This window comes from Ramlibacter sp. (assembly GCF_035627355.1).
Classification (GTDB): Bacteria; Pseudomonadota; Gammaproteobacteria; order Burkholderiales; family Burkholderiaceae_C; genus Ramlibacter.
This window is the reverse complement of the sequence record NZ_DASPLW010000061.1, coordinates 53,584-77,387: the sequence shown is the minus strand read 5'-3', so window position 1 is coordinate 77,387 and position 23,804 is coordinate 53,584. Positions and strand designations below refer to the sequence as shown.

Below are 23,804 nucleotides of genomic sequence, written 5' to 3'. Positions count from 1 at the left end.
CGTTCCTCCTTCTTCAGCGCTTGATGGCCGGTGCCGCGGACTTGGCGCCCTTGGCATTGACGCCCAGGTAGGTGGACAGCGCGGTGAGCGCGTCGCTGCCGAAGTGCGGGTAGGGGAAGCGCTGCTGGCGGTAGCAGTCGTTCAGGCGCAGCTGCATGCTCCACATCTGGCCGTTGGACACCCGGTAGGCCGGCCAGGCCGCGAAGCCGACGCCGTCGCCCGGGTTCCTGGTCAGGTTGGGCAGGTCCTGCAGGCGGATGCGCTTGCCGTCCTCGCCGTGGCAGGAGGCGCAGGCGAAGTCGTGCGTGCCGCCGCGCATGAAGAACATGCGCTTGCCCACCTCGTAGGCCACCTTCTCCTGCGGGTGCGACTGCGGCAGGTTGAAGGCCATGCCCTTGGACTCGGCGGCGATCCAGGTGGCCAGCGCCGTGACATTGGCCTGCTCGCCGCGCCCGAACGGGGTCTTGGCGATCTCGGCGCCGTCGAAGCCCTGCAGCTTCTCCATGCAGGTGACCAGGCGCGACTCCAGGTCCTGCACCTTGTTCACGTCGGCGAAGTAGCGCGGCAACTCGACGAACGCGCCCTTGACCACGCCGGGGCCCTTGCCCAGGTCGCACTGTTCCAGCGACGCGTTCTTGGGCCCGCGCTTCTGCTTCCACAGGGCCTCGCCCTTGGCCTCGAACAGTTCGGCCGGGTTGCCGTCGGCCAGCATGGCCCGGTATTCCTCGATCGACTCGGTGGTCGACTTCGATTGCGCCGCCGCCATGCCGGACGCGAGGCCGGCGACGGCGAGGGCTGCGAGGGTCCTCTTCATCATTTGTGTGTCTCCTCTCGGTTAGCCCTCACACCGGGGCGAAGGACGATCCCGCGGCCATTCAGCTGACCGTGGCCTCGTCGGTCCGGGTGTCGCCCCTGTTGTCCTTCCAGCTCACCGCGATCTTGTCGCCGGCCTTGGCGCCCTTGACCGTGAACTGCATGAACGGGTTCTTGGCCACGGCCGGGCCCCATTCGGCCTTGAGCACGGGCTTGCCGTTGTGGGTCGCGGTGACGTCGGTGATGTGCCAGGCGGGGATGACCTTGCCGGACGAGTCCTTGCGCTGGCCGGTCTCCATCTCGTGGCTCATGAGCACGCGGACGACGGCGTCATTGCCTTTGGCCTGGGCGCGGATGCGCATCGGGTCTGCCATGTTCTCTGCTCCTTGTTCGTTGCGCAGTCAGCCGCCGCAGCCGCCGAGGGTGACCTTGACTTCCTTCTTGCTGAAGAGGGCCTTGCCGTCGTTGGTGATCGCCACCGCATAGACGTCGGAGGACTGGCCCATCTTGGCGCGGGTGAGGAAGTTGGGCTCCACCGACTCGTTGACGTCGAAGCGGGCGACCAGCGGGCTGGGGTTCTTCTCGACCAGCACGGCCAGCAGCTTGACGTTGGCCAGCGTGGTGGCCACGCCCATGGGCACGACGGCGCCGTTCTCGGCGATGTCGGGCGCCGTCAGCGTCACGTCCTTGCTCTCGACCGGGGCGCCGGCGCCCATGGCCTTGAGTGCGTCGGCCACTGTCTTGGCTTCGAAGGCGGCGGGCGTCCAGGCCAGCGCGGTGCGCGGCAGCAGGCCGGCGGTGGCCAGCAGGGCCGCCACGGCGGCACTTTGCTGGAGGGTCTGTCGACGGGTGGTCTTCATCGGGGTTCTCCGGATCAATCAGCGCAGGCTAATGTACAAAAGTCAAGTTGGGCATGGGGATATCCCCTGCCCGCGTGCTCAGGGCTTGGCCCCGGACGCCAGCCAGTCGGCGATCTGGCGCGCCGACGTTTCGTCCAGCGACTGCGGCGGCATGGGAATCGAGCCCCATGCGCCGCTGCCGCCGGAACGGATCTTCCCGGCCAGGTAATCCGCCTTGCCGGCGTGCCGGTCCGCCACCTCGGCCCAACTCGGGCCGACGATGCGCTGGCCGGCGGCATGGCAGGCCGTGCAGTTGTTCTTCTGCAGCAGGGCGCCGACCGCGCCGTTGGCGCCCTTGTCCGCGGATGCGGCGGCCGGCTGGGCCGCGCGGGCATCCGCCGTCTGCGCACCGCGCTGTGCGCCCACCAGCCGGTTCTGGTCGGCCAGGTTGCCGTGGTTGTTGCGGGCGTGCACCGGCAGCAGCGAGGTCACCTTGGCCTCCACCGGGCAGTCCTTCATGCAGGTGCTGCCGGCCACGTCGGGCTTGGCCGTGCCGGCGAGTTCGCGGCCCGGCCACATGGCGTGCGCCGTGGTCATGCCCTTGCGGTTGGGCATGCGGGCCTGCACCTCGCGGATGTTGCGGTCCGACAGCGTGAAGTCGGCCGGCACCACGTCGGCCAGGTTGAGCAGGTAGGCGGTGACCGCGTAGACCTCCTCCACCGACAGCGACTTGGGCCGGTCCCAGGGCATGGCGCGGTTGATGTAGTCCCACAGCGTGGAGACGGTGGCCACCTTCATCATCGTGGTGCGGCCGGGATAGTCGTTGCGCTGCAGGTTGGCGACGCGGCCCGACTCGACGTCGCTCTTGCTCGTGCCACCCACCAGCGGGTTGAACACCGAGTTGGATTCGCCGAACACGCCGTGGCAGGACGCGCACTTGTCCTCCCAGACCTGCTGGCCCTTGTCCACGCTGCCGGAGCCGGCCGGCAGGCCCTGGAAGTCGGGGCGCACGTCGATGTCCCAGGCCTTGACCTCCGCCGGCGTGGCGTCGCGGCCGATGCCGGTGAAGCGGGCCGTGCCGGCGAGGGCGCTGGCGGCCGCCAGCGACAGCAGGATCGCCGCGGCGGTGAACGCCCAGGGGCGCTGCAGGTGATCAGCCCAGCTGGACATTTTTCACCTCCCCGCTTTCCTCGACCAGCCAGGACTGGATCGCGTTGTTGTGGTAGATCGAGCGCGTGCCGCGCACCGCCCGCAATTGCCGGTAGCTCGGCTGCACGTAGCCGGTCTCGTCGCGGGCGCGGCTCTGGATGATGGCGGGCTTGCCGTCCCACACCCAGTCGAGCGAGAAGCGCGTGAGGCACTTGCTCATCACCGGTTCCTGCAGCCGCGCGACGCGCCAGTTGCGGCCGCCATCGACCGAGACGTCCACCTGCTTGACCTTGCCGCGCCCGGACCAGGCCAGCCCGGTGATGCTGTAGAAGCCCTTGTCCAGCAGCACCTGGCCGCCCGAGGGCGTGGTGACCACGCTCTTGCACTCCTGGATGCTGGTGTACTGACGGTGCTGCCCGTCGGGCATCAGGTCCACGTAGTGCACCGTCTCGTCCTTGGTGCCGTAGGGCTGGTCGCCCACCTCGACGCGCCGCAGGTACTTGACCCAGCTCACGCCCTGCACGCCGGGCACCACCAGTCGCAGCGGATAGCCGTTCTCCGGGCGCAGCATCTCGCCGTTCTGGCCGTAGGCCACCAGCACCTCGCCCGAGCGCACCAGGCTCATGGGGATGGTGCGCGTCATGGACGACCCGTCGCCGCCCTCGGCCAGCACGAACTGGCCCTTCTTCAGGTCGGCCCCGGCCATCTCCAGCAGCGTGATCAGCGGCACGCCGGTGAACTCGCTGCACGACAGCATGCCGTGCGTGTACTGGCAGGTCGGCACGGCGACGTTGCCCCATTCCATGCCGGTGTTGGCGCCGCACTCGATGAAGTGGAAGCGCGACACCGAGGGCAGGCGCATCAGCTCGTCCATGGTGAACACCTTGGGCGACTTCACCAGGCCGTTGACCATGAAGCGGTGCTTGGACGGGTCGATGTCCCACCAGCCCTGGTGGTGGCGCTCGAAGTGCAGGCCGCTGGGGGTGACGATGCCGAACAGCGACTGCAGCGGGGCGAAGGACACCGAGGCCTGGCGGGTCTGCGTCAGGCCCGGGCTCTGGCGCCGCTGCACGTTGGCTTCGTACTGCGAGGGCTTGCCGTAGCCGTCGGTGACCACCGGCCGGCCCAGGCCGGTGCTGTGCGCGGGCAGCTCGAGGATGTTGGCGTCGCCCCGGGCCGCGGCTGTCGCGCCGGCGGCCATCGTGGCGGTGCCCGCCGCCGCGGCTGCGAAGGCGCCTCGCAGGAAGTCGCGCCGGCCCTGGCGCGCCTCCGCGGCGACACGGTGGATGCCGGGGACATCCAGGAAGTTCTCGGGCGCCTTGCGCACGCGGCCGGTGTTCATCGTCGTGTTATCGATATATGCAGATTGACAAATATATTGATGTTCGTCAGGGCGGGCCTCGGGGTTTACGCCTAGCGCGGGCTGCTTCGGGCCGCGCGGCTGAGTACTTCCGGGTCCCTGCGCGTACTTCCGACCCACGCGCGAAGTTGAGGCGTCAGCCGGCGATGCGCTTGAGCGCCGTGGCCAGGCGTTGGTCGAGGTAGGCGCCGTAGAAGTCGGGGATGGATGCACCCACCAGCCGCTCGGCCACCTCGCGGCCGCCGCGCCCGAAGAACAGCACCGAAGGCGCCACGCCGACCCCCCACTCGCGCAGCAGTTGCGAATGCGTGCGGGAGCGGCCGTCGAAGTCGGCCACGGCCTGCGCGCTGCCCATGTCGAGCTGGACGATGGGCTGGCCGGTGTCGGTGCGCAACGGCGCCAGGAAATGGTCGCGCACGGTCTTGCAGAACGGGCAGCCGTCCAGGCTGGCCATGACCAGCAGCGGCCGGCGCGCCTCCAAGGCCCGGTCGAGCTCCTCGGCCAGCGAGCGGGGTGCCGGCAAGGTGGCGGTGCGCGCGAGCCCGCCGGCCGCCAGCAGCGGCAGGCCCAGCAGCTCGCGACGGCGCAGGCTCATCCCTACTCCTGCTCCATCAGCAGGTAGGTGTTGTAGGCGTTCATGCGGTTGGCGGCCTGGAACAGCGGCAGCTTCTCGAAGCGGCTCCAGTCGGCCGCCTTGTAGGCGTCTTCCCAGGGTTCGAGGTTGCGTGCGGCTTCGCCCATCACCTTGCGCAGGTGCAGCAGGTAGTCGCGCGTGAGTTCCATGTCCTGGCGCGGCTGGCTCGAGTGCGGGCCGTGGCCGGGCACCAGCACCTGCGCCTCGAGCTTGAGTGCCTCGTCCAGCGCCGCGATCCAGCGCCGGCTGTCGGCCTGGCCCACGAAGGGAATGCGGCCGCGGAACACGATGTCGCCGGCGAACAGCACCTGCTCCTGCGGCAGGTGGACCACCACGTCCTCGGCCGTGTGCGACGGGCCGACCGGCAGGATGCGCAGGCGCACGCCACCGACCACCAGCTCGCGCGGGCCGTCCAGCCACTCGTCGGCCGCCACCATCTGTGTCTTCTCGTCGATCCACGGCGCCAGCTCGGTGCGCGAGGCCTGCAGGCGCAGCCGCGCGGTGTCGGACTGCAGGTACTCGCGCCCCCGCTGGTGCGCCAGCACCCGGGCGCCGGCGGCCTTGAAGGCCTGCAGGCCGTAGATGTGGTCGGCGTGGTAGTGGGTCAGGATGATGTGGGTGACCGGCTGCGGCGTGATCCTGCGGATCTCGGCCAGCAGGCGCTCGGCCAGCGCCGGCGAACCCAGCGCGTCGATGACGACCACGCCAGCGGGCGTGACCACGAAGCCGGCGTTGGAGATGAAGTTGCCGTTGGCCGGCGAGCCCAGCGCCGACTGGCCCTGCACGTACCAGGCGGAGGGCGACACCTGCTGCGGCGCCATCGGCGGCAGGGACGGCGGCTGGGCAAGGGACTGCAGGGCGGTGCCCAGCGCGGCGGCCAGCAACAGGCGCCGCGCCCGACGGAACGACATGGGACTTCCTTTCAGCGTGCGACGTCGGCTTCGATCGCGATCTGGGTGCAGACCGCGCGGCACAGCGTGACCACCCGGTCGTTGACGATGCGGTAGTAGATCTGCACGCCCTCGCGCCGCTTGCCCAGCACCCCGGCCTGGTACAGCGTGTTGAGGTGCTGCGACATGTTGGGCTGCGTGGTGTCGATCTCCGCCAGCAGCTCGCTGACGTTCTTCTCGCCGTTGCACAGGCTGCTGATGATCTTCAGGCGCATGGGCGCCGACATGACGCGGAAGACCTCCGCCGCCATCTCGAACACCTCGTCCGACTCGACGGCCGGGGACTTGCGGGCGCGGACCGTGGGCATGGCGCTCAGGGCTTGATGTAGGCGTAGCCTTCGCGCGTCTGCAGCTGGCCCAGCCGCACGACGCCGGAGGGCGTGAACTCGGCGTCCAGGATGAACTTGTCCTTGCCGATGCCGCGGTTGCGCATGGTGATCTCGCAGACCTCGAATCGCACGCCGCGTGCGGTCAAGGCGTTGATCAGCGATGCGTAGTCGATGTTCGGGTTCTTCTTGTCGCGCGCCTCTTCCATCATCATGTCGATGCCGTCGGCATGGGTGATCACGACGATCCTGGTGTCCGGCGCCACGTCCAGGTGGTTGCGGATGTTGCGCAGCCCCTTGGTGGCCTGGGCCTGGGTGTCGTCGAAGTGGTAGACCACCTTGTCCTGGGCCCAGGCGAAGGCGCCGAACGACAACAGGGTCGAAAGGACGAGCAGGCGGCGGATGAAGGCGGGCATGGACGGACTCTCCTCGGCTCAAATATTGCCGAAGATCAATATAAGCCAAGCGCCAAGGGTCGCGGGATGGGACAGACCCTACGCCGCCTTCAGCGCGCCGATCAGGGCCAGGTGCGTCGGATAGACAAGGTAGAACAGCAGCTGCCAGCGCGGCATGTGCAGCGGCAGCAGCCGCACGAGCCCGGCCACCGCCAGGCTGGCCAGCGTGCCGAAGAAGGCCGGCCAGCCGCCGAAGATCGCGTTCAGCCAGGCGGTCGCCAGCACCAGCAGCGCGACCACCGTCGCCAGTCCGGCGCCGCGCTGGATCGCATACAGGTAGCCGGCCGCGACCAGGAACACGCCGCCGGTGCCGAATTCCACGAACCAGCTGGCGCCCGCGATGGCGACGCAGGCCAGCGCGCGCCAGGCCGGGTGCGCCGGGCTTTCCAGCATCCAGCACAGCGCGGCGCCCAGCCCCAGCGTGAACAGCACGTTGAGCATGGCCGGGTCGCCGCGCGCCCAGATCGAGGGCAGCACGGAGACCGCGCCCCACGCGAGCAGCCGCGTCGTCGCGCGGGCGCAGCGCGCCCGCCGGTCACCCTCGCGTGCGAGGTTCAGCGCCAGCACCAGCGCGAACAGCGGGAACGCCAGCCGGCCCAGGATGAAGGCCCAGCTCTCGTGCGGCAGGCCCAGCAGGTGGCGGCCGATGTGGTCGCAGAACATGCTCGCCATGCCGATCCACTTGAGCGTCTCGAGCTGTCCGTCGGCAAAGCCGAGCGGCGCGGGACGGGCGGAGGCGACGGCCATGGGCGATGGTAGGTCGCGGTTCCAGGCCCGTGGGGTTGGGCGCTGCCACGGTTGCGTCGGCCCGCAAGCCAGCGCAAGGGCCCGCCGACAGGCGTGTAGGACGAAGTCCGACCAGCCCGGCCGTTGCAAAGGATGAACATGACGGCCGAACTGGGAGGCAGACCATGAACGCACGCGCAGGCAGGATGCTGGCCACGCTGCTCGTCGCCATCGCGACGGCCGCGGGCGGGCTCGCGTGGCACCCGGGCGCTGTCGCCCAAGGCGGCGTCGGCGGCGGAGGGGGCGGCGGCGGTGGAGGAGGCGGCGGTGGCGGGGGGCCCGGCGGACCCGGCGGCGTGGGCGGGGTCGGCGGCGTCGGCGTGGGCGCGGGCGTCGGTGGCTCTTCGGGTGGCCCCGGCGGCGGATTCGACGGTTCGCTGGCGGCTCCGAGGTCGGTGTCCATCATCCGCCGCGTGTTGCCCGGGCCCACCCCCGCGAGGGTGGCCGAGTCGGCGGTGACCGCGCCGGTCACGGCCACCATGGGCGGACCGCCCGAGGTGAGCAGCCTGCCGCCCATGGAGCCACTGCCGCGCGCGCGGCGCACCGAGCAGGGCTTCGAACCGGCTCCGCCGGACCGGTGAATCGAGAGCAGCGCGCGGGGAGGCAGCGACGATGTCTGCAAGCAAGCTTCAGTTGACGAGGGCGGCCGGCCTGCTGGCGGTGGCGATCGCCTGCGCCGCGCTGGCCGCCGGGCCTGCGCACGCGCAGGCGGCCCAGCCCTCGCCGGTTGCCGAACAGGCGGGCAAGGCCAAGCCGAAGGCCTCGACCCAGCGAGGGGTCGTGAAGAAGAAGTCCCGGGTTTCGCGCCGGGCGGATGCGGCCCGCAAGCCCTCGCTGGCGCGCAAGCAACGGCCCGGGAAGGCGGCTGCGGCCGCGAAGGTGCCCACGAAGAAGGCGTTGACGAAGAAGGCGCCGCTCACCGCCCGGTCGGCCCGTGCCGCCGTGGCGGCACCGCCGCCGGTGGCGAGGACCCTGCCGCCGCTGGGGCCCGAACGCTTCTATCCCGACGGCATTCCCGAGCTGCACCCGGCCTTCATGCACCCGCTGCCGGGCACGCCGGTGCTCAGCGAGCGGGCCGCCGTGTCGCGCGCGCCGGGTGCCGAACCCGAGTGGCTGCCTTGACCTTGGGCTGGCTGCCGCCGCGGGACGCCGACTGGAACAGGCGGGCGTAGTAGCCGTCCTGGGTCATCAGCTGCGCGTGGGTGCCGATGGCATCCACCTGGCCGCCGCGCAGCACCACGATGCGGTCGGCGTCCACCACGGTGGAGAGGCGGTGCGCGACCACCAGCGTGGTGCGCCCGCGCGTCAGGCGCTTGAGCGCGGCCTGCACCAGCGCCTCGCTCTCGTTGTCCAGCGCGCTGGTGGCCTCGTCCAGCACCAGGATGGGCGGGTTCTTCAGCAGCGCGCGGGCGATGGCGATGCGCTGCTTCTGGCCGCCCGACAGGCCGGCGCCGCGCTCGCCCACCACGGTGTCGTAGCCGGCCGGCAGCCGTTCGATGAACTCGTGGGCGTTGGCCGCGCGGGCGGCCGCCTCGACCTGCTCGCGCGTGGCCTCGGCGCTGCCATAGGCGATGTTGGCCAGGATGGTGTCGTGGAACAGGTGCACGTCCTGCATCACGGTGCCGACCTGGCTGCGCAGCGACTGGCCGGTGCACCCGGCGAGGTCCATGCCATCGATGCGGATGCGGCCAGCGGTCGGCGCGTGCAGCCGCTCCAGCAGCGACATGAGCGTGGTCTTGCCGCAGCCGCTCGGGCCGACCAAGGCTACGGTCTCGCCGGGCGCCACCGTCAGCGACACGTCGCGCAGCACCGGCCGGCCGTCGCCGTAGTGGAAGCCGACGCGCTCGAACGCGACCTCGCCGCGGGTGACCACCAGCTCGCGCGCACCGGGCGCGTCGGCCACCGGATCGGCCGCATCGAGGATGGCGCCTATGCTGTCCAGCGACACGCGCGCGCGGCGCGACGTCGCATACACGTTGGTCAACCCCTGGATGGGCGCGAACAGGCCGCCCACGTACTGCAGCGCCGCCACCAGCGTGCCCACCGTCCCGTGGCCGCGCAGCACCAGCCACGCGCCTATGGTCGCCACGCACAGGCGCGCCGCGGCGGTCGACAGGCCCTGCAGCGACGCGGTGCGGGCGTCGCGCCGAGCGCCTCGCTTGACCCGTGCATTGCCCTGGGCCACGGCCTGCAGGAAGCGACGCTCCTCGGCGTGCTCCATGGCAAAGCCCTTGACGGTGCGCATGCCGCCCAGCACCTCGGTCCAGCGGCCGAAGGTGGCGGACCAGTGGTCCAGCAGCGTGCGGTCGCGCTGCGCCTGTTCCGGTGCGGCGCGCATGCCGATCAGCGCCGGCAGCGGGGAGAAGGCGCACACCGCCAGCGCCAGCCGCCAGTCCAGTTGCAGCAGCGCGCCCAGCGCCAGCAGCAGGTAGAAGGCGGCCGGCAGCGCCTTGAAGCCCAGCTCCGCGACGGCGCTGACGAAGCCGTTGATGGAGGTGTTGACCCGGCTGACGGTTGCGCCCACCGTCTGCTGCTGGTGCCAGGACAGGGGCAGCTGGTGCAGCCGCGCGGTGACCCGCTGCCGCAGGGCGAAGTCCAGGTCCAGCCGGACCCGCCAGCTGCGGGTCTCGAGCAGGCGGGACAGCCAGACCGGCGCCAGTTCGGCCGCGGCGACCAGCGCCAGCGCGAACAGGATGGCGCGGCCGGTTCCCGGTCCGACCGAAGCGGGTTCCGCGGCCACCTGACCCAGTCGGTCGACCAGGCCCATCACGGCCAGCGGCGCCGCCGCGCTGATGGCCGCCAGCAGCAGGGCCAGCCCGAGGACCTTGGCGATCGGCCGGCCGAACCCGTGCAGCCAGGGCAGGGCGCGCCGGACCATGGCGCGGGTTTCGTGCAGGACGGGCGGCCGGGCGTCCGGTCGATCGAGGGTCAGGGAGGGGGACATCGGGGGTGGACCGCCGCAAGGGCCGGCGCGAGGCCGGCGGCGACGGGGACTGCTGGGGTGGGCTGGATCCGGTACTGCGACGGCAGCTCGACTATGGCTGCCTGTCGCAACGGTCGAGTTTCCCATCGCGTTGACGGGCCAGCTCATCCGAATCGAATGCTTACCTGCGTGGGCAGTCAGCAACATTCGCCGGCGCATGACTGCCGGGGCCGGCGAAGCCCGCTAAGCTCAGTTCGACAGGATGCGGCCTGCCGGCGCGACGCACACGTTGTCGCGGTTCTCCAGCCCGGGCGGGCAGACCTTGAGCGGACCGGACTTGCGGTTCCAGGCCGGCGGTGTCCCGGTATTGAGCGCGCCCTCGAGTTCGGCCGAGCCGAACGAGCCGCCGCCCAGCAGCTGCGTGCGTGGCCGGTCCACGCCGGCGACGGGCGCGGCTTGAGCCGGCAGGGGCGCTCCGGCGGTCATGGGGGTGCTGGGCACGCTGGGGCGGCTGGGCACGGCACGAGGCGCCGGCGGGTCCTCCGGCGCAGGCATGGTCTGCGCCTGGGCGGCAAGCGCCAGGGCGGCGGAGGCCAGCAGCACGCTGCAGCGGATCGGCATGCGCGCCATCCTAGTGAGCGGCCGCGGCACGCTGTGGCCGGTGTAACCGGATGCATCCGGATTCGGGCCCACCCGTATGGCTGGCCCGGCACGCGCCGCCTACAGTGGCCCTTCCTCGCAGGAGAGACGCCATGAAGACCACGATGATGGAAGTGCCGCTGTCGCTGAACCACCTGCTGGAGCGCGCGGGTCGGCTGTTCGCCGGCAACGAGATCGTTTCGCGCCTGCCCGACAAGTCGCTGCGCCGCCACAGCTATGGCGAGTTCTACCGGCGCACCCGGTCGCTGGCGAGTGCCCTGCAGAAGCTGGGCCTGAGGAAGGGGCAGCGGGTGGCCACCCTCTGCTGGAACCACCATGCCCACCTGGAGGCCTATTTCGGTATACCGGCCGCGGGTGGCGTCATGCACACCCTGAACCTGCGGCTCTCGCCCGACGAGATCGGCTGGATCGCCGGCCACGCCCAGGACCGCTTCCTGCTGGTCGACGACGTGCTGCTTCCGCTGTACCGGCAGTTCGCGGCGTTGCACCGCTTCGAGCGCGTGATCGTGGTCCCGTTTTCCGGCCAGCCGGTGGCGGAGGGCTTCGAGGACTACGAGGCGCTGCTGGCCGATGCCGACCCGGACGGCTTCGACTACGTGCCGCACGACGAGAACGACGCGGTGGCCATGTGCTACACGTCCGGCACCACCGGGCGGCCCAAGGGCGTGGCCTATTCGCACCGCTCCACCGTGCTGCACACGCTGGTGGCCAGCCTGGGCGATTTCTGGGGGCTGCGCGGCACCGACGTCGTGCTGCCCGTGACGCCCATGTTCCACGCCAACAGCTGGGGCATGCCCTATGGCGCCGTGATGATGGGCGTGAAGATGGTCTTCCCCGGGCCGCACCTGCACCCGGACGACCTGCTGGACCTGATGCAGCAGGAGCCGCCCACACTGGCCCTGGGCGTGCCGACCATCTGGATGGCGCTGATCCAGGCCTACGAGGCCTCGCTGGCCAAGGACTCGCCCAACCACGGGCGCTGGCAGCTGCCCAGGGGCATGCGCTCGCTGGTCGGCGGCGCCGCGGTGCCGGAGGCGCTGATCCGCGCCTTCGACAAGCACGGCATCTGGATCCTGCAGGGCTGGGGCATGACCGAGACCTCGCCCGTGTGCACCATCTCCTATCCGCGCGCCGAACTGCGCGGGGCCGACCTCGACGAGCGCTACCGCCGGGCCGCCATGGCGGGGGTGCCGGTGCCGCTGGTGGACCTGCGCGTGCAGGGCGACGACGGCGGCGACCAGCCCTGGGACGGCAAGAGCGTGGGCGAGATCCAGGTGCGCGGCCCCTTCATCACGGGCTGCTACCACGAGGTACCAGTAGAGGCGGACAAGTTCACCGGCGACGGCTGGCTGCGCACCGGCGACGTGGCCTCGGTCGACCCGCTCGGCTTCGTCCGCATCACCGATCGCACCAAGGACCTGATCAAGTCCGGCGGCGAGTGGATCAGCTCCGTGGACCTGGAGAACGCCATCATGGCCCACCCCGGCATCGCCGAAGCGGCGGTGATCGCGGTGCCCGACGAGAAGTGGGGCGAGCGGCCGCTGGCCTGTGCCGTGAAGAAGCCCAACCACGCCGTCACGGTCGAGGACCTGCAGGCACACCTGCTGAAGTCGGGCTTCGCCAAGTGGCAGTTGCCGGACCGCTACGAATGGCTGGAGGCGGTCCCGCGCACCTCCACCGGAAAGTTCTGGAAGCTCAAGCTGCGCGAACGGTTCGCGCGCTGAGGGCCGCCACGAAGTCGGCCCTGGACCGAGGGTTTCCCCTCGGGCGCGCAACGCTTCGCGCCGAATGGATTTGTACGAATGCAAGCGGTCGCCGGGCCTGCACGCCGATGAGCCTGGCTTGCTGACGCCGAAGCGACATGGGTGCGCCGGGTTAACACGGTTGTTTGCAGGGGCGCTGCGGTTCCATAAACGGACTTCAACCAAAGTGCTAGCCCATCCGTACGATGCTCCTTGCCGCTGACCAGCCACTGCTCGACGTACGCGGCGTGACGGTCCGCTTCGGCGGGATCACCGCGCTGGATGGAGTGTCGTTCTCGGTCCGCGCCGGCACCATCGCCGGGCTGATCGGGCCCAACGGCGCCGGCAAGACCACCCTCTTCAACTGCCTGTCGCGCCTGTACGGTTTCAGCGAGGGCAGCATCCTGTTCGAAGGGCGGCCGTTGCAGGCGCATCCGCCGCACCGCATCGCCGCGCTGGGCATAGGCCGCACGTTCCAGAACCTGGCGCTGTTCCGCACCATGAGCGTGCGCGACAACGTCATGGTGGGCGGACACTGCCGCACGGCCACCGGTTTCCTGTCCAACGCGCTGCGGCTGCCGGCCGTCGGCCGCGAGGAACGATCGCTGGGCCAGCAGGCCGACCGCATGATCGAGTTGCTGGAACTGGGGCCGGTGGCGCAGCGCCCCGTTTCCGACCTGACCTTCGGCACCCAGAAGCGGGTCGAGTTCGCTCGTGCCCTGCTCAGCAGCCCCAAGCTGCTGCTGCTGGACGAGCCGGCCGCCGGCCTCAATCACGAGGAAGTCGACGAGCTGCGCCAGCTGTTGCGGCGCATCCAGTCGGAGCTCTCGCTGACCATCCTGCTGGTCGAGCACCACATGAACCTGGTCATGCGCGTGTCCGACCAGGTGATCGCGCTGGACTTCGGCCGCAAGATCGCCGACGGCGCCCCCGCCGAAGTGCAGGCCGATCCCGACGTGGTGCGCGCCTACCTGGGCGTGGAGGCGGCGGCATGACCGCACCCTTGCTCCAGGTGCGCGACCTGCACGCGCAGTACGGCCCCACGCGCGTGCTGCACGGCATCGCCTTCGAGGTGCGGCAGGGCGGCATCTCCACCATCCTGGGCGCCAACGGCGCCGGCAAGACCACCACCCTGCGCGCGGTCTGCGGCATGGTCCGCACCCAGGGCGAGATCCTGCTGGGCGGCGAGCGCATCGACGGCAAGCCGACCGAGTCCATCGTGCGCATGGGCGTGGCCCACGTGCCGGACGGCCGCGGCACCTTCATGGAGCTGACGGTGGAGGAGAACCTGCGGCTGGGCGCCTACACGCGGCGCGACCGCGAGCAGGTGCAGGCCGACTTCGAGCGCATCTACCGCTACTTCCCGCGCCTGCGCGAGCGCCTGCGGCAGCAGGCCGGCACGCTGTCCGGCGGCGAGCAGCAGATGCTGGCGGTCTCGCGGGCCCTGATGCTGCGGCCGCGCCTGCTGCTGCTCGACGAGCCCTCGTTCGGGCTGGCGCCGCTGGTGGTGCAGGAGCTGTTCGAGATCCTCGGCGAGATCAACCGGGCCGAAGGCACCAGCATGCTGCTGGTGGAGCAGAACGCGTCGCTGGCGCTCAAGCTGGCCGACCACGCCTGGCTGCTGGAGACCGGCCGGGTGGTGATCTCCGGCAGCGCCGAATCCATCCGCAACGACGAAGTGGTGCGGCGCTCCTACCTGGGCTACTGAAAGGACCGGCGACCCGTGGAACTGCTGCTGCACCAGATCTTTGCCGGGCTGGCCACCGGCGGCATCTACGCCAGCGTGGCGCTGGCGCTGGTGATGATCTACCAGGCCACCCACCTGGTGAACTTCGCCCAGGGCGAGATGGCGATGTTCGCCACCTACCTGGCCTGGTCGCTGATGCAGGCCGGCCTGCCCTACTGGGTGGCCTTCTTCCTCACGGTGGCGATCGCCTTCGTGGGCGGCATCCTGATCGAGCGCGTGATCATCCAGCCGGTGGAGAACGCGCCCGTGCTGTCGGTGGTGATCGTCTTCATCGGGTTGCTGGTGATCTTCAACAGCCTGGCCGGCTGGATCTACACCTACACCATCAAGCCCTTCCCCAGCCCGTTCCCCTCCGGCAGCTTCCTGGACAACCGGCTGCTGTCCTCGCACGAGATGGGATCCATGGCCGTGACGCTGGGCGTGCTGGCGCTGGTGTTCGCCTTCTTCCGCTACACGCCCCTGGGGCTGGCCATGCGGGCGGCGGCGCAGAACCCGGTGTCGAGCCGGCTGGTGGGCGTGCGCGTGGGCTGGATGCTGGCGCTGGGTTGGGGGCTGGCCTCGGCCATCGGTGCCGTGGCCGGGATCATGGTCGCTCCCATCGTGTTCCTGGAGCCCAACATGATGGGCGGCATCCTGCTGTACGCCTTCGCCGGCGCCCTGCTCGGCGGCATCGACAGCCCCGGCGGCGCGGTACTCGGCGGCTTCCTGGTCGGCGTGCTGGAGAACGTGGTCGGCGTCTACCTCGGCACCGAACTGAAGCTGACGGTGGCCCTGGTGATCATCGTGGCGGTGCTGGTGGTGCGGCCATCCGGGCTGCTGGGCAAGGTGCACGTGGCGCGCGTATGAGCAGCATGGATACACCTCCCTCCGTTTCGGCCATGCCGGGCCGCGGGGCGGCGCTGCCGGGTCGCCCGGCGCTGCCGGCCGCGCGCCGAAAGGTGGTCGGCCTGGCGCTGCTGGGCATCCTCGCCTGCGCGCTGCCCTTCGTGCTGGGCAACTACCAGGTGTTCCAGCTCACGCTGGCGCTGGCCTACGCGATCGCGCTGCTCGGGCTGAACATGCTGACCGGCTACAACGGCCAGATCTCGCTGGGGCATGGCGCCTTCTTCGCGATCGGCGCGTACACGGCGGCGATCCTGATGGAGCACGCGGGCCTGAGCTACTGGGCGGCGATCCCCGTGGCCGGGCTGGTGTGCCTGGTGGCCGGCTTCCTGTTCGGCCTGCCCGCGCTGCGGCTGGAAGGCCTGTACCTGGCGCTGGCGACCTTCGCGCTCGGCGTGGCGATGCCGCAGATCCTCAAGCACAAGGCGCTCGAACACTGGACCGGTGGCTCCATGGGCGTGGTGATCATCAAGCCGGATCCGCCCTCGTGGATCCCGCTGTCGCAGGACCAGTGGCTGTACTTCTTCACGCTGGCCTGGACCGTGCTGCTGTTCTGGGCCGGCTGGAACCTGCTGCGCGGCCGGGTGGGGCGCGCGCTGGTGGCGATCCGCGACCAGCCGATCGCGGCCCAGGCCATGGGCGTGAACACCGCGCTGTACAAGTCGCTGACCTTCGGCGTCTCGTCCCTGTACACGGGAGTGGCCGGCGCGTTGTCGGCCATCGCCGTGCAGTTCGCCTCGCCCGACTCCTTCTCGATCTTCCTGTCGCTGTCGCTGCTGGTGGGCCTGGTGGTGGGCGGGCTGGCGTCGATCTCGGGCGCGCTGTACGGCGCGCTGTTCATCCAGTTCGTCCCCAACATCGCCGACCAGATCTCCAAGGCGGCGCCGTGGGCGATCTACGGCGTGTTCCTGATCGGATTCATGTACCTCATGCCTTCGGGCGTCGCCGGGCTGGTACGGCTCGTGCGGCACCGGCTGGCAAACCGGTAGCGACCCTCGCGGCCGCTTGTGTGCAAGCGTGACTGTGTGACTCGAAAGGAAGCACCATGACCACCACTCGGATTCCCCGCCGTTCCATCGTGCTGGGTGCCGGCGCCGCCGTCGGCGCCTCGCTGCTGCCGCTGCGCGCCCTGGCGCAGGCCAAGGAGATCAAGCTGGGGCAGACCATGCCCTACAGCGGCCCCGCGTCGGCCTACGGCACCATCGGCAAGTGCCAGCAGGCCTACTTCAAGATGATCAACGAGAACGGCGGCATCGGCGGCCGGATGATCAACCTGGTCTCGGTCGACGATGGCTACAGCCCGCCCAAGGCCGTGGAACAGGTGCGCAAGCTGGTCGAGCAGGAGGAGGTGCTGGCGCTGTTCCAGACGCTGGGCACGCCCAGCAACTCGGCGATCCACAAGTACGTGAACGCGAAGAAGGTGCCGCACCTGTTCGTGGCGACCGGCGCGACCAAGTGGAACGACCCGAAGAACTTCCCCTGGACCTTCGGCATGAACCTGAGCTACCAGACCGAAGGCGAGATCTACGCGCAGTACCTGCTGAAGAACAAGCCCGGCGCGAAGATCGCGATCCTGTACCAGAACGACGACTACGGGAAGGACGTGCTGGCCGGCGTCAAGAACGTGCTCAAGGGCGACAAGGCCAAGATGATCGTGGCCGAGCAGACCTACGAGGTGACGGACCCCACGGTCGACTCGCAGATCCTCACGCTCAAGGCCTCGGGGGCCGACACCTTCATCAATATCACGACCCCGAAGTTCGCCGCGCAGGCGGTGCGCAAGGTGGCCGACTCGGGCTGGAAGCCGCTGCACATCCTGAACAACGTGGGCGCGTCGGTCGGTTCGGTGCTGACGCCGGCCGGCCTGGACAAGTCGGTGGGCCTGGTCACGGTGAACTACTACAAGGACGCCAACGACCCGCAGTGGAAGGACGACGCGGCCATGCTCAAGTGGCGCGGCTTCATGGGCAAGTACTACCGCGAGGGCAACGTCGCCGATGCCAGCAACATCTACGCCGTGCTCGCCGCGGAACTGATGGTGCAGGTGCTCAAGCAGTGCGGCACCGATTTCTCGCGCGACAACATCCGCCGGCAAGCCGAGTCCATCAAGAATTTCAAGCCCGGGCTGCTGCTGCCGGGCATCTCGATGAATACCAGCCCGACCGACCATGCGCCGGTGGAGCAGGCCCAGCTGGCCCGCTTCGACGGCAAGCAGTGGGTGCTGTTCGGCGAGGTGCTGGGCGGCGCGGCCTGACGGTGAGCGCCGGCGCGGGTGCGCAGCCCGCGCCGCGCGTCCCGTGCAGGACGGCCATGGCCGGGCTGGCCGGTTAGAGTTGGCGCTGGTCGCGCGGCCCCTCACAGGGCCGCTGCTTCGTGTCCCTGCCGAAACCGCGTCCCATGAGAATCATTGCCTCCCTCGAAGAACTGGCCGGCCTGGTCGGCCAGGAAGTCGCCGTCAGCGACTGGCTCACCATCACCCAGGAGCAGGTCAACCTGTTCGCCGAGGCGACCGGCGACCACCAGTGGATCCACGTCGACGTGGAAAAGGCCAAGGCCGGCCCCTTCGGCGGGCCGATCGCCCACGGCTACCTGACCCTCTCGCTGCTGCCCAGGATGTTCGAAACGGCGCTGCGCATCGAAGGCACGCGCATGGGCGTGAACTACGGACTCAACAAGGTCCGCTTCACCACGCCGGTGCCGGTCGGGGGCCGCGTTCGCGGGCACCTGTTCCTGCTGGCCTGCGAGCCGATCGAAGGCCGGGGCATGCAGATGACCTGGAAGGTGACGGTGGAACTCGAGGGCGCCGACAAGCCGGCCTGCATCGCCGAGTCGATCGCCCGCCGCTACGCCTGAGGCGAGGGCCAGAAAAAAGCCCGCGCACGGGGCGCGGGCCGCAAGGGAGTGTCTCGACAGGCCGACCGAACGGGCCAGGTCGAATCTTTACTTGGCTGCAGCGGCCGGCTGCTTCAAGCCCGGCCGCCGGCAACCGTCTGCTGCAAAGTGTGTGCAGGCTGCGCTCAGGCAAAACCGTTCTGGCGCCAGGCCTCGAACACGGTCACGGCGACGGCATTCGACAGGTTCAGGCTGCGCTGGTCGGGCCGCATCGGCAGGCGCAATTGCTGGCCCGGTGGAAACCGCTCCCGCAGCGCCGGCGGCAGGCCGCTGGTCTCCGAGCCGAACACCAGCCAGTCGCCCGGCCGGAAGCCGACATCGTGGACGCGGCGCGTGCCGCGGGTGGTGAGCGCGAACATGCGCTGCGGGTCCGGCCGCTCCGCCGCCAGCAGCGCATCCCAGTCCGCATGCCGCCTCAGCTCCGCGTATTCGTGGTAGTCGAGCCCGGCGCGCCGCAGCAGGCGGTCGTCCATGGAAAAGCCCAGCGGCTCCACCAGGTGCAGCGTGCAGCCGGTGTTGGCCGCCAGCCGGATGACGTTGCCGGTGTTGGGCGGGATCTCGGGATGGACGAGAACGATATGGAACACGACGTGCTTACCCTTCGGTGCGTGCCAGCACCACGGCGGCCACGTGCGAAGCCCCGGCTTCCCGGAACACGCGGGCGAGAGCGAACAGCGAGGCGCCGCTGGTCATGACGTCGTCCACCAGCACGATGCGCCGGCCCCTCGCCTCGTGCGCGCGGGCCGGTTCCAGCGCAAAGGCCTGCCGCATGTTGGCCTGCCGGGCCTCGCGGTCCAGCCTGGCCTGCGCCGGTGTGTCGCGCAGGCGCAGGGCCAGCGTGGGCGCTACCCGGCTCGGAGCCAGACGGCGGGCCAGTTCGTGCGCCTGGTTGAAGCCACGCGCGGCCAGGCGCGCCGGCGACAGCGGCATCGGAACCACGTGGTCCGCGCCGGCGAGGCAGTCCCGGACCGGCTCGCGCGCGGCCAGCAGGGCGGCAAAGCCGTCCGCCCATCCCGGCTGCCCCGAGAACTTGTAGCGGGCGACCAGCCCGGCCCAGGGATAGCCGTAGCTGACCGCCGCGTGGCAGGCGTCGAGCGGCGGCGGGTTGCCGGCGCAGCGGCCACACAGCTCGACACCCTCGGGCAGGGCGAGTGCACAGCGACGGCAGCGCGGCCGCGGCGCGGCGAACTGCGCGCGGCAGGTTTCGCACAGCGGCTGCGCCGGCCACGCGCGGCAGACCTCGCAGCGCGCCGGGGCAGACGCCGAGAGGCCCTGCAGCAGCTCCATGAACATGCCGGTCAATATACTTTCGCCTCCCGTGCCCGGCGCCGACTCCCCTCCCACGATCGACCCGATCGCTGCTGCCCGCTGGGCCCGCGCGGCGCCGCCGCGTTCGCCCTGGCTGCACGAGGAGATCGCGCGGCGCATGGCGCAGCGGCTCGAATGGATCCGGCTCGCGCCGCAGCGCTGGGCCCACTGGGAGCCGGTGCGCGGCGGGCTGGCCGCCCAGGCCCTGCTCGAGCAGCGCTATCCGCAGGCTGCGTCCGTGGCTGTCGAACCGGTGGCGGCGCGGCGCGAGGCTGCGCAGCAGGCACTTGGGCGCGCCTGGTGGCAGCGCTGGGGCGGCCCGCGCCGCGAGCTGGCGGACGAGTTGGCCGACGCCTCGGTGCAGATGCTGTGGGCCAACATGGCCTTGCACTTCGAGCCGCGGCCGGCCGCCCTGATCGCCCGCTGGCTGCGGGCGCTGGCGCCCGGCGGCTTCCTGATGTTCTCCGCCTTCGGGCCGGACACGCTGCGCGAATTGCGGGCGCTCTACGGCGCGCTCGGCTGGCCGCCGCCGGGTCCGCAGTTCACCGACATGCACGACTGGGGCGACATGCTGGTGGCGGCGGGCTTCGCCGAGCCGGTGATGGACATGGAGCGCATCACGCTCACCTGGGAGACGCCGCAGCGGATGCTGACGGAGCTGCGCGAGCTCGGGGCCAACCTGCATCCGGCGCGCTCTTCCGCGCTTCGCGGCCGGCGCTGGCGCGTCGCGCTGGAGGACGCGATCGGCGAGCGGATGCGCGACAAGGAAGGCCGCATCGCGCTCACGTTCGAGATCGTCTACGGCCATGCGCTGCGGCCCGAGCCGAACGCGCGGCCGGCCGGCAAGCCCTTCACCATCCGAAGGACAAATCCGTAGCACACGCACGGAATTGATGCACATCAACGGGGCTACAATGCCCTGTTGATTTGTGTCAGTGCCGTCCGTCGATGCCGGTTTTTCGTTTCGCGACAGTCCAGGGCCAGGCCATCGTCTGGTTCCTGCGGCGCAATTGCTCGGTCTCACCGACCCAGCTGGGATGGTTCTATGCCACCCTGTGCGCCGCCTCGCTCGCGATCGCCGGGTACTTCTGGCTGCGCGGCGCGACGCTCGTGATGCCCTTCGCCGGCCTGGAACTGGCCGCCATCGGCCTGGCCTTCATGGCCTACGCCCGGCATGCCGCCGACGGTGAGCGCATCAGCCTGCAGGGACGCCGGCTGGTGGTGGAGCTGGAGAGCGCGGGCCAGTTGCAACGAACCGAATTCGACCCCGACTGGGTGAGGGTGGAGCCGCGCTCGGGCGAGCGCTCGCTGATCGAGGTCTCGGGCCGCGGGCGTTCGGTGCAGGTGGGTCGCTACCTGCGGCCGGAGCTGCGGCCGCTGCTGGCGCAGGAAATCAGGAGTGCCCTGCGGGCGCAGGGCGCGCTGAGGGCGGGGATTGTTTGATTGAGTAGACGGAACCAGAAACGATGAACAGCCTTTCGATCAAGTTCGCCGGCCTCGCGGCTGCGCTGGCAGCCGGCGCGGCGCACGCGGTCAACGACCTGCCCGGTGGGCCCGGCGTGCGCCAGTTGAACCTGCACGAGGCCGCCACGCGCATCGCCGCCGAAATCTCGTGGCTGCACTGGTTCATGCTGATCACCTGCACGGTGATCTTCATCCTGGTGTTCGGGGTGATGTTCTATTCGATCTGGAAGCACCGCAAGTCGGTCGGCCACAAGGCCGCCAACTTCCACGAATCCGCCACGGTGGAAGTGGTCTGGACCCTGATCCCCTTCCTCATCGTGATCCTGATGGCACTGCCGGCGACCAAGGTGCTGGTCGCCTCCAAGGACACCGGCAACGCCGACCTGACGATCAAGGCCACCGGCTACCAGTGGAAGTGGGGCTACGACTACCTCAATGGCGAGGGTTCGGGCCTGTCCTTCCTGTCCACGCTGGACAGCTCGCACCGCGCCCTGTCCAACGCCGGGGCCGCCGGCAGCGACGTGCCCAACGACTACCTGCTCAAGGTCGACAACCCGCTGGTGGTGCCGGTCGACAAGAAGGTCCGCATCATCACCACCGCCAACGACGTGATCCACGCCTGGGGCGTGCCGGCCTTCGGCGTCAAGCAGGACGCCATTCCCGGCTTCGTGCGCGACACCTGGTTCCGCAGCGAGAAGACCGGCGACTTCTACGGCCAGTGCTACGAGCTGTGCGGCAAGGAGCACGCCTACATGCCGATCCACGTGAAGGTGGTGAGCGCGCAGGAATACACCGCCTGGGTGGCCGACCAGCAGAAGAAGATGGCGGCCAAGCAGGACGACCCGGCCAAGGTCTGGACGCTGGAGGACATCACCGCCCGCGGGGCCAAGGTCTATGCCGCCAACTGCGCGGCCTGCCACCAGGAAAACGGCAAGGGCGGCGGGCCGATCAAGGCGCTGGACGGTTCGCCCATCGTGGTGGACGCCGACAAGGCCAAGGAAATCGACGTGGTTCTCAACGGCCGCGGTGCCATGCCGCCCTGGAAGCAGCTGTCGGACACCGACCTCGCCGCGGTGATCAGCTTCACCAAGAACCACTGGTCCAACAAGACCGGCCAGATCGTCCAGCCGTCCGAAGTGCTGGCCGCGCGCAAATAAGACAAGACCCGAGGTAACGCCATGAGCGCAGTTCTTCCCACCCCCGGCCACGCGCACGAACACCACGACGCGGCGCACCACGCCCCGACCGGCTGGCGCCGCTGGGTCTACGCGACCAACCACAAGGACATCGGCACCCTGTACCTGCTGTTCTCGTTCACCATGCTGATGGTGGGCGGGGTGCTGGCCATGGGCATCCGCGCCGAGCTGTTCGAGCCCGGGCTGCAGCTGCTGAACCCCGAGCTGTTCAACCAGCTGACCACCATGCACGGCCTGATCATGGTGTTCGGCGCCATCATGCCGGCCTTCGTGGGCTTCGGTAACTGGATGATCCCGCTGCAGATCGGCGCCAGCGACATGGCGTTCGCGCGGATGAACAACTTCAGCTTCTGGCTGCTGGTGCCCGCCGGCATCATCCTGTCGGCGTCGTTCTTCATGCCCGGCGGCGCGCCGGCCGCAGGCTGGACGCTGTATGCCCCGCTGACGCTGCAGATGGGCTCGTCCATGGACGCTGCGATCTTCGCGATCCACATCATGGGCGCCAGCTCGATCATGGGCTCGATCAACATCATCGTGACCATCCTCAACATGCGCGCCCCCGGCATGACGCTGATGAAGATGCCGATGTTCTGCTGGACCTGGCTGATCACCGCCTACCTGCTGGTGGCCGTGATGCCGGTGCTGGCCGGCGCCATCACGATGACGATCACCGATCGCCATTTCGGCACCACCTTCTTCAACCCCGCGGGCGGCGGCGACCCGGTGATGTACCAGCACATCTTCTGGTTCTTCGGCCACCCCGAGGTCTACATCATGATCCTGCCGGCGTTCGGCATCATCAGCCACGTCGTGCCGGCCTTCTCGCGCAAGCGCCTGTTCGGCTACGCGTCCATGGTGTACGCCGTCGCCGCCATCGCGATCCTGTCGTTCATCGTCTGGGCGCACCACATGTTCACCACCGGCATGCCGGTGACCGGGCAGCTGTTCTTCATGTACGCCACGATGCTGATCTCGGTGCCGACGGCGGTGAAGGTCTTCAACTGGACCGCCACCATGTGGCAGGGCTCGATGACCTTCGAGACGCCGATGCTGTTCGCCGTCGGCTTCATCTTCGTGTTCACCATCGGCGGCTTCACCGGCCTGATCCTGGCCATGGCGCCGATCGACCTGCTGCTGCAGGACACCTACTACGTGGTCGCGCACTTCCACTACGTGCTGGTGGCCGGCTCGCTGTTCGCGCTGTTCGCCGGCTTCTACTACTGGTCGCCCAAGTGGACCGGCCACATGTACAACGAAACGCGCGGCAAGATCCACTTCTGGTGGTCGCTGATCTCCTTCAACGTCACCTTCTTCCCGATGCACTTCCTGGGGCTGGCCGGCATGCCGCGCCGCTACGCCGACTACCCCATGCAGTTCGCCGACTTCAACATGTGGGCCTCGATCGGCGGCTTCGCCTTCGGCCTGGCGCAGGTGTACTTCTTCCTGTTCGTCGTCCTGCCGGTGATGCGCGGCCAGGGTGCCGCGGCGCCGCAGCGCCCCTGGAACGACCCCGACGGCAAGGGCGCCGAAGGCCTGGAGTGGGAAGTGCCCTCGCCGGCGCCGTTCCACACCTTCGAGACGCCTCCCCGCCTGGACGCCAGCGCGACCCGCGTCCTGGATGCAATGCCCGGCCATATCAACCCCAACGCCGCGCCCGGCGCGGTGTCGCACTGAGCAT

Annotated in this window: 27 protein-coding genes; 13 read left to right on the top strand and 14 right to left on the bottom strand. The window is 69.8% G+C overall.

What is annotated here, in order from left to right; translation table 11 throughout:
- Positions 1 to 13: 13 nt before the first annotated feature.
- The 10 genes from soxA to VEC03_RS14795 form a co-directional block, all read right to left on the bottom strand.
- Entirely contained in the window at positions 14 to 817 is an 804-nt protein-coding gene (soxA, locus tag VEC03_RS14840; RefSeq protein WP_414708504.1) for a sulfur oxidation c-type cytochrome SoxA, read from the bottom strand.
- Between the two features lie 58 nt (positions 818 to 875).
- Positions 876 to 1,187: a thiosulfate oxidation carrier complex protein SoxZ gene (gene soxZ / locus VEC03_RS14835; RefSeq protein WP_324916577.1), complete on the bottom strand. Its 312-nt coding sequence runs from the start codon at positions 1,185 to 1,187 to the stop codon at positions 876 to 878.
- Between the two features lie 27 nt (positions 1,188 to 1,214).
- Positions 1,215 to 1,673, bottom strand: coding sequence for a thiosulfate oxidation carrier protein SoxY (soxY, locus tag VEC03_RS14830; RefSeq protein WP_324916574.1), 459 nt, complete (start codon positions 1,671 to 1,673; stop codon positions 1,215 to 1,217).
- Between the two features lie 78 nt (positions 1,674 to 1,751).
- A complete protein-coding gene (locus VEC03_RS14825; RefSeq protein ID WP_324916571.1) occupies positions 1,752 to 2,822 on the bottom strand; it encodes a c-type cytochrome in 1,071 nt (356 codons plus the stop codon).
- Positions 2,806 to 4,143 (bottom strand): sulfite dehydrogenase, encoded by a 1,338-nt coding sequence (soxC, locus tag VEC03_RS14820; RefSeq protein ID WP_324916568.1) that lies wholly within the window; start codon positions 4,141 to 4,143, stop codon positions 2,806 to 2,808. The genes VEC03_RS14825 and soxC overlap by 17 nt, the downstream gene beginning before the upstream one ends.
- 154 nt (positions 4,144 to 4,297) lie before the next feature.
- Positions 4,298 to 4,756 (bottom strand): hypothetical protein, encoded by a 459-nt coding sequence (locus VEC03_RS14815; protein ID WP_324916566.1) that lies wholly within the window; start codon positions 4,754 to 4,756, stop codon positions 4,298 to 4,300.
- Between the two features lie 2 nt (positions 4,757 to 4,758).
- Complete coding sequence (locus VEC03_RS14810; RefSeq protein ID WP_414708503.1) at positions 4,759 to 5,706, bottom strand: MBL fold metallo-hydrolase; 948 nt, start codon at positions 5,704 to 5,706, stop codon at positions 4,759 to 4,761.
- Positions 5,707 to 5,717: 11 nt separating this feature from the next.
- Complete coding sequence (locus VEC03_RS14805; RefSeq protein ID WP_324916562.1) at positions 5,718 to 6,053, bottom strand: metalloregulator ArsR/SmtB family transcription factor; 336 nt, start codon at positions 6,051 to 6,053, stop codon at positions 5,718 to 5,720.
- A gap of 5 nt (positions 6,054 to 6,058) precedes the next feature.
- Positions 6,059 to 6,487, bottom strand: a complete 429-nt coding sequence (locus VEC03_RS14800) for a DsrE family protein (RefSeq protein ID WP_324916559.1) — start codon at positions 6,485 to 6,487, stop codon at positions 6,059 to 6,061.
- A 78-nt stretch (positions 6,488 to 6,565) separates the two neighbouring features.
- A complete protein-coding gene (locus VEC03_RS14795; protein ID WP_324916558.1) occupies positions 6,566 to 7,273 on the bottom strand; it encodes a TraX family protein in 708 nt (235 codons plus the stop codon).
- 164 nt (positions 7,274 to 7,437) lie between these two features.
- Here VEC03_RS14795 and VEC03_RS14790 point away from each other — a divergent pair, with 164 nt between their 5' ends.
- Both VEC03_RS14790 and VEC03_RS14785 read left to right on the top strand, forming a co-directional pair.
- The gene (locus VEC03_RS14790; RefSeq protein WP_324916554.1) at positions 7,438 to 7,893 is read left to right on the top strand and encodes a hypothetical protein; all 456 of its coding nucleotides are present in this window, start codon (positions 7,438 to 7,440) and stop codon (positions 7,891 to 7,893) included.
- Between the two features lie 31 nt (positions 7,894 to 7,924).
- Positions 7,925 to 8,434, top strand: a complete 510-nt coding sequence (locus tag VEC03_RS14785) for a hypothetical protein (RefSeq protein WP_324916552.1) — start codon at positions 7,925 to 7,927, stop codon at positions 8,432 to 8,434.
- On the opposite strand, the gene VEC03_RS14780 is transcribed toward VEC03_RS14785, so the two are convergent.
- A complete protein-coding gene (locus VEC03_RS14780) occupies positions 8,376 to 10,256 on the bottom strand; it encodes an ABC transporter ATP-binding protein (RefSeq protein WP_324916549.1) in 1,881 nt (626 codons plus the stop codon). The genes VEC03_RS14785 and VEC03_RS14780 overlap by 59 nt on opposite strands.
- A 228-nt stretch (positions 10,257 to 10,484) precedes the next feature.
- Positions 10,485 to 10,856: a hypothetical protein gene (locus VEC03_RS14775; protein WP_324916546.1), complete on the bottom strand. Its 372-nt coding sequence runs from the start codon at positions 10,854 to 10,856 to the stop codon at positions 10,485 to 10,487.
- A 131-nt stretch (positions 10,857 to 10,987) separates the two neighbouring features.
- Between VEC03_RS14775 and VEC03_RS14770 the strand changes: the two genes are divergently transcribed.
- The 7 genes from VEC03_RS14770 (at position 10,988) to VEC03_RS14740 (ending at position 18,119) form a co-directional block, all read left to right on the top strand.
- Positions 10,988 to 12,619 (top strand): long-chain fatty acid--CoA ligase, encoded by a 1,632-nt coding sequence (locus tag VEC03_RS14770; RefSeq protein WP_324916543.1) that lies wholly within the window; start codon positions 10,988 to 10,990, stop codon positions 12,617 to 12,619.
- 224 nt (positions 12,620 to 12,843) lie between these two features.
- On the top strand, positions 12,844 to 13,632 hold the full coding sequence (locus VEC03_RS14765; protein ID WP_324916540.1) for an ABC transporter ATP-binding protein: 789 nt from the start codon (positions 12,844 to 12,846) through the stop codon (positions 13,630 to 13,632).
- Positions 13,629 to 14,345, top strand: coding sequence for an ABC transporter ATP-binding protein (locus VEC03_RS14760; RefSeq protein ID WP_324916536.1), 717 nt, complete (start codon positions 13,629 to 13,631; stop codon positions 14,343 to 14,345). The genes VEC03_RS14765 and VEC03_RS14760 overlap by 4 nt, the downstream gene beginning before the upstream one ends.
- Positions 14,346 to 14,360: 15 nt before the next feature.
- Positions 14,361 to 15,230, top strand: coding sequence for a branched-chain amino acid ABC transporter permease (locus VEC03_RS14755; RefSeq protein WP_324916533.1), 870 nt, complete (start codon positions 14,361 to 14,363; stop codon positions 15,228 to 15,230).
- A 5-nt stretch (positions 15,231 to 15,235) separates the two neighbouring features.
- Complete coding sequence (locus tag VEC03_RS14750) at positions 15,236 to 16,255, top strand: branched-chain amino acid ABC transporter permease (RefSeq protein ID WP_324916530.1); 1,020 nt, start codon at positions 15,236 to 15,238, stop codon at positions 16,253 to 16,255.
- Positions 16,256 to 16,311: 56 nt separating this feature from the next.
- Positions 16,312 to 17,520, top strand: coding sequence for an ABC transporter substrate-binding protein (locus tag VEC03_RS14745; RefSeq protein ID WP_324916527.1), 1,209 nt, complete (start codon positions 16,312 to 16,314; stop codon positions 17,518 to 17,520).
- A 143-nt stretch (positions 17,521 to 17,663) separates the two neighbouring features.
- A complete protein-coding gene (locus VEC03_RS14740; protein WP_324916524.1) occupies positions 17,664 to 18,119 on the top strand; it encodes a MaoC family dehydratase in 456 nt (151 codons plus the stop codon).
- A 164-nt stretch (positions 18,120 to 18,283) separates the two neighbouring features.
- On the opposite strand, the gene trmL is transcribed toward VEC03_RS14740, so the two are convergent.
- Both trmL and VEC03_RS14730 read right to left on the bottom strand, forming a co-directional pair.
- A complete protein-coding gene (gene trmL / locus VEC03_RS14735; RefSeq protein WP_324916521.1) occupies positions 18,284 to 18,745 on the bottom strand; it encodes a tRNA (uridine(34)/cytosine(34)/5-carboxymethylaminomethyluridine(34)-2'-O)-methyltransferase TrmL in 462 nt (153 codons plus the stop codon).
- A gap of 7 nt (positions 18,746 to 18,752) precedes the next feature.
- On the bottom strand, positions 18,753 to 19,451 hold the full coding sequence (locus tag VEC03_RS14730) for a ComF family protein (protein WP_324916518.1): 699 nt from the start codon (positions 19,449 to 19,451) through the stop codon (positions 18,753 to 18,755).
- Here VEC03_RS14730 and VEC03_RS14725 point away from each other — a divergent pair.
- The 4 genes from VEC03_RS14725 (at position 19,444) to ctaD (ending at position 23,800) form a co-directional block, all read left to right on the top strand.
- A complete protein-coding gene (locus tag VEC03_RS14725) occupies positions 19,444 to 20,343 on the top strand; it encodes a methyltransferase domain-containing protein (RefSeq protein WP_324916515.1) in 900 nt (299 codons plus the stop codon). The two genes, VEC03_RS14730 and VEC03_RS14725, sit on opposite strands and share 8 nt — an antisense overlap.
- Before the next feature lie 71 nt (positions 20,344 to 20,414).
- Positions 20,415 to 20,909, top strand: a complete 495-nt coding sequence (locus VEC03_RS14720) for a DUF2244 domain-containing protein (RefSeq protein ID WP_324916512.1) — start codon at positions 20,415 to 20,417, stop codon at positions 20,907 to 20,909.
- A 23-nt stretch (positions 20,910 to 20,932) separates the two neighbouring features.
- Complete coding sequence (gene coxB / locus VEC03_RS14715; protein WP_324916509.1) at positions 20,933 to 22,087, top strand: cytochrome c oxidase subunit II; 1,155 nt, start codon at positions 20,933 to 20,935, stop codon at positions 22,085 to 22,087.
- A gap of 21 nt (positions 22,088 to 22,108) precedes the next feature.
- On the top strand, positions 22,109 to 23,800 hold the full coding sequence (gene ctaD, locus VEC03_RS14710; protein ID WP_324916506.1) for a cytochrome c oxidase subunit I: 1,692 nt from the start codon (positions 22,109 to 22,111) through the stop codon (positions 23,798 to 23,800).
- The last annotated feature ends 4 nt before the right edge of the window (positions 23,801 to 23,804 follow it).

Bases quoted from the DNA above. Each gene is read 5' to 3' on its own strand.
- soxA (WP_414708504.1), bottom strand. From the start codon at position 817: ATGATGAAGAGGACCCTCGCAGCCCTCGCCGTCGCCGGCCTCGCGTCC.
- soxZ (WP_324916577.1), bottom strand. From the start codon at position 1,187: ATGGCAGACCCGATGCGCATCCGCGCCCAGGCCAAAGGCAATGACGCC.
- soxY (WP_324916574.1), bottom strand. From the start codon at position 1,673: ATGAAGACCACCCGTCGACAGACCCTCCAGCAAAGTGCCGCCGTGGCG.
- VEC03_RS14825 (WP_324916571.1), bottom strand. From the start codon at position 2,822: ATGTCCAGCTGGGCTGATCACCTGCAGCGCCCCTGGGCGTTCACCGCC.
- soxC (WP_324916568.1), bottom strand. From the start codon at position 4,143: ATGAACACCGGCCGCGTGCGCAAGGCGCCCGAGAACTTCCTGGATGTC.
- VEC03_RS14815 (WP_324916566.1), bottom strand. From the start codon at position 4,756: ATGAGCCTGCGCCGTCGCGAGCTGCTGGGCCTGCCGCTGCTGGCGGCC.
- VEC03_RS14810 (WP_414708503.1), bottom strand. From the start codon at position 5,706: ATGTCGTTCCGTCGGGCGCGGCGCCTGTTGCTGGCCGCCGCGCTGGGC.
- VEC03_RS14805 (WP_324916562.1), bottom strand. From the start codon at position 6,053: ATGCCCACGGTCCGCGCCCGCAAGTCCCCGGCCGTCGAGTCGGACGAG.
- VEC03_RS14800 (WP_324916559.1), bottom strand. From the start codon at position 6,487: ATGCCCGCCTTCATCCGCCGCCTGCTCGTCCTTTCGACCCTGTTGTCG.
- VEC03_RS14795 (WP_324916558.1), bottom strand. From the start codon at position 7,273: ATGGCCGTCGCCTCCGCCCGTCCCGCGCCGCTCGGCTTTGCCGACGGA.
- VEC03_RS14790 (WP_324916554.1), top strand. From the start codon at position 7,438: ATGAACGCACGCGCAGGCAGGATGCTGGCCACGCTGCTCGTCGCCATC.
- VEC03_RS14785 (WP_324916552.1), top strand. From the start codon at position 7,925: ATGTCTGCAAGCAAGCTTCAGTTGACGAGGGCGGCCGGCCTGCTGGCG.
- VEC03_RS14780 (WP_324916549.1), bottom strand. From the start codon at position 10,256: ATGTCCCCCTCCCTGACCCTCGATCGACCGGACGCCCGGCCGCCCGTC.
- VEC03_RS14775 (WP_324916546.1), bottom strand. From the start codon at position 10,856: ATGCCGATCCGCTGCAGCGTGCTGCTGGCCTCCGCCGCCCTGGCGCTT.
- VEC03_RS14770 (WP_324916543.1), top strand. From the start codon at position 10,988: ATGAAGACCACGATGATGGAAGTGCCGCTGTCGCTGAACCACCTGCTG.
- VEC03_RS14765 (WP_324916540.1), top strand. From the start codon at position 12,844: ATGCTCCTTGCCGCTGACCAGCCACTGCTCGACGTACGCGGCGTGACG.
- VEC03_RS14760 (WP_324916536.1), top strand. From the start codon at position 13,629: ATGACCGCACCCTTGCTCCAGGTGCGCGACCTGCACGCGCAGTACGGC.
- VEC03_RS14750 (WP_324916530.1), top strand. From the start codon at position 15,236: ATGGATACACCTCCCTCCGTTTCGGCCATGCCGGGCCGCGGGGCGGCG.
- VEC03_RS14745 (WP_324916527.1), top strand. From the start codon at position 16,312: ATGACCACCACTCGGATTCCCCGCCGTTCCATCGTGCTGGGTGCCGGC.
- VEC03_RS14740 (WP_324916524.1), top strand. From the start codon at position 17,664: ATGAGAATCATTGCCTCCCTCGAAGAACTGGCCGGCCTGGTCGGCCAG.
- VEC03_RS14725 (WP_324916515.1), top strand. From the start codon at position 19,444: ATGAACATGCCGGTCAATATACTTTCGCCTCCCGTGCCCGGCGCCGAC.
- VEC03_RS14730 (WP_324916518.1), bottom strand. From the start codon at position 19,451: ATGTTCATGGAGCTGCTGCAGGGCCTCTCGGCGTCTGCCCCGGCGCGC.
- VEC03_RS14720 (WP_324916512.1), top strand. From the start codon at position 20,415: ATGCCGGTTTTTCGTTTCGCGACAGTCCAGGGCCAGGCCATCGTCTGG.
- coxB (WP_324916509.1), top strand. From the start codon at position 20,933: ATGAACAGCCTTTCGATCAAGTTCGCCGGCCTCGCGGCTGCGCTGGCA.
- ctaD (WP_324916506.1), top strand. From the start codon at position 22,109: ATGAGCGCAGTTCTTCCCACCCCCGGCCACGCGCACGAACACCACGAC.